The following is a 3,350-nucleotide window of genomic DNA, read 5'->3' on the forward strand; positions in this document are numbered from 1 at the left end:
CCGACTCCACCGCCACCCCCACGGATGTCTCCGGGACCTCCGACAACCCCTCCAAGTCGCCGGAATCCACCACCACATCCACCCCGGCGTCGGCGAGCATGAACTCCACCCGATCGCCCGGCAACGCACCATCAACCGGCAGATACGCCGCCCCCGCCCTCCACACACCCAAAATCCCCACCACCATCTCCACACCCCGAGACAACCGCAGCCCCACCACCGACTCCCCACCCACACCCCGACCACGCAGCCAACTCGCCAACCGATTCGCCGCCGCCCCCAACTCGCCGTAAGACAGCTCCACACCCTCAAACACCACCGCCACCGCACCCGGATCCGCCACCACCCGCCGCTCAAACAACTCCACCACCGACGAACCACCCACCACCGACGCCGTGTCGTTCCACCCCACCACCACCCGAGCTCGCTCCCCCACACCCAGCACATCCACCGCCGACAACCGCACCCCCGGAGCCACCACCACCTGCTCCAGCACCTGGCCGAACCACTCGGCCATGCGCCCGGCTGTCAGCTCGTCGAACAAGTCCGCAGACGCGGTCAGTCCGCCACGGAGCCCGCACGGCCGCCCTTCGTCGTCGAAGACCTCCGCCAGCGACAGGTCGAGATCGAACTTCGCCGGTACCGTGGCCGCGCCACCCACCGTCGGCTCGCTCGCCGCGACGCGGGCCCCGGGCAGCTCCAGCGCGGCACGTTCGACGTTCTGCAAGGTCAGCATGACCTGGAACAGCGGGTGCCGTGCCATCGAGCGGGACGGCGCCAGTTCCTCCACCAAGCGCTCGAACGGCACGTCCTGGTGGGCCAACCCGCCGAGTCCGGCCTCCCGCACCCGGCCCAGCACCCGTCGGAACTCGGGATCCCCGGACAGGTCCGTGCGGATCACCAAACTGTTGACGAAGAACCCGACCAGCTCGTCCAACGCCTCGTCGGTGCGTCCCGCGACCGCCGACCCGACGGGGATGTCGCTGCCTGCGCCGAGCCGCGACAGGGTCACGGCCAGTGCCGCCTGAAGGACCATGAAGGTTGTCACGCCCTCGGCCCGCGCCAGTTCGACCAGTTCCTGATGCACCTCGGCCGGTATGCGCAGCGGCACCTGATGCCCGCTGTGGCCGGACACCGCCGGGCGGGGCCGGTCGGTCGGCAGCGTCAGCTCCTCGGGAGCGCCGGCGAGGGTCTGCCGCCAGTAGTCGACCTGCGCCGAGAGGAGGCTTTCGGGGTCCGACTCGTCGCCGAGCAACTCGCGCTGCCAGAGGGCGTAGTCGGCGTACTGCACCGGCAACGGCTCGAACACCGGAGCCTCGCCGCGCAGCCGCGCCGCGTACGCGGCAGACAGGTCCCGCGCCAGCGGCCCCATCGACCACCCGTCGCCAGCAATGTGGTGCACGACGATCAGGAGCACCTGTTCGTCCCGCCCGTCCTGGAACAGCCACGCCCGGATCGGCAGCTCGCTCGACAGGTCGAACGGATACCGCGACGCCCGGTCCACGGCGTCCGCGAGTTCGCCGTGCTCGACCTGGCGGGCCTGCAACCTCCAGTCCAGGTCCTCGGTGCTCAGGATGTGCTGGTACGGCTCGTCGTCCGCGACCGGGAACATGGTCCGCAGGGATTCGTGACGGGCGACGACGTCCCGCAGCGCCGTGTCCAGCGCCTCGGCGTCCACACTGCCGCTCAGGCGGATCGGTGTGGGCATGTTGTAGGTGGGGTTGGGGCCCTCCAGCTGGCCGAGGAACCACAGCCGCCGCTGGGCGAACGACAGCGGTACCCGGTCCGGACGTGCGCGCACGGTCAGCGGCAGCCGCACCTCGTTCGCGCCGTTCGCGCCGTCCTCGGCGAACGAGGCCGCGATCCCGGCGACCGTCGGCCTTTCGAAGAGGACGGACAGCGCCAGTTCGCGGTCCAGCAGGGCGCGGATACGCGAGATGAGCCGGACGCCGAGCAGGGAGTGCCCGCCGAGCTCGAAGAAGCTCTCGTCCACCCCCACGGTCTCGATCCCCAGCACCTCTGCGAAGGCGCCGCAGAGAATCTCCTCCTCGACGGTCGCCGCCTGGCGCCCGGCACCGGCGTCGGCCGCGAAGTCGGGCGCGGGGAGCGCCTTGCGGTCGAGCTTGCCGTTGGCCGTCAGCGGTAACTCCGGCAGCGGCACCACGGCCGTCGGCACCATGTAGTCCGGCATCTGCCGTCCGGCGAACTCCCGCAGGTCGTCGCCGTCGACGGAGGTGGTGTCACCGGACGTGGCGTCACCGTCCGAGGGGACGACGTAGGCCACCAGCCTGGTGTCGCCCGCACCGTACTCGCGCGCGACGACCGCCGCCCTGGCCACGCCGGGATGCGAGTGCAGGACCGCCTCGATCTCACCCGGTTCGATGCGGTACCCGCGGATCTTGACCTGTTCGTCGGCGCGTCCCAGGAACTCCAGCTCGCCCTCGGCGCTCCACCTGGCCAGGTCCCCGGTGCGATACATCCGCTCCCCGGAACCGAACGGGCAGGCAACGTAGCGCTCGCCAGTCAGCGACGGGCGGCCCACATAGCCACGCGCCAGGCCCGCCCCCGCCACATAGAGCTCTCCCGGAGAACCAACGGGTACCGGCGCCAGCCCCTCATCCAGCACATACAGACAAGTGTTGGCGATCGGCCTTCCGATCGGCACCGCATCGCCGAGCGGCTGCCCAGCCCGGACCTCGTAGACCGAGCAGCCCACCACCGTCTCCGTGGGACCGTACTCATTGACCACCACGGACTCCGGCGCCACCGACAACCAGCGGGACACCTCACCACCCGCAAGCGCCTCACCACCCACCACCCAGCGGCGCGCGGCGTTCCGCAGCCAGTCGGCCGGCAGCAGCTCGGCCAGCATCGGAAGATGCGCCGGTACAACCTTCACCAGGTCGAACCCACCACCGGAACGCAATATCTCCGCCAGCCCCTCGACGCCACCGTCCTCGCTCACCGAGACCGCCGCACCCGCGACCAACGGCACCAGCAAACTGGTCACCGTCAAGTCGAACGCCAACGACGAATACAGCACCGCACCACCGCGCCCCACCTCATACGTCTCGGCCGCCCAGGCCACATAGTTGGCCAGCCCGCCGTGCGTGACCGCCACACCCTTCGGCCTCCCCGTCGAACCGGACGTATACATCACATACGCCAACTCCGCCGCACAAGGCGACACCGGCACGAGATCTCCCACGGCCACAGACCCCGCGTCGAGATCGTCGACCGCAATCACCGGCATCCTCGTCACGGGCAAGGAGTCGAGAATGTTCACGGTGCTGAGCAGCATCACCGCCCGACTGTCGGACAGCACGAACCCGACACGCTCGGCCGGCGTG

1 protein-coding gene is annotated in these 3,350 nt (G+C 70.1%); it reads right to left on the bottom strand.

The features are described from left to right. Positions 1-3,301: amino acid adenylation domain-containing protein (locus ACYVOO_RS36915; RefSeq protein WP_461020106.1), on the bottom strand; the 3,301-nt coding region annotated here is incomplete at its 3' end. Between the last annotated feature and the right edge of the window lie 49 nt (positions 3,302-3,350).

This window comes from Streptomyces daliensis, from assembly GCF_054782395.1.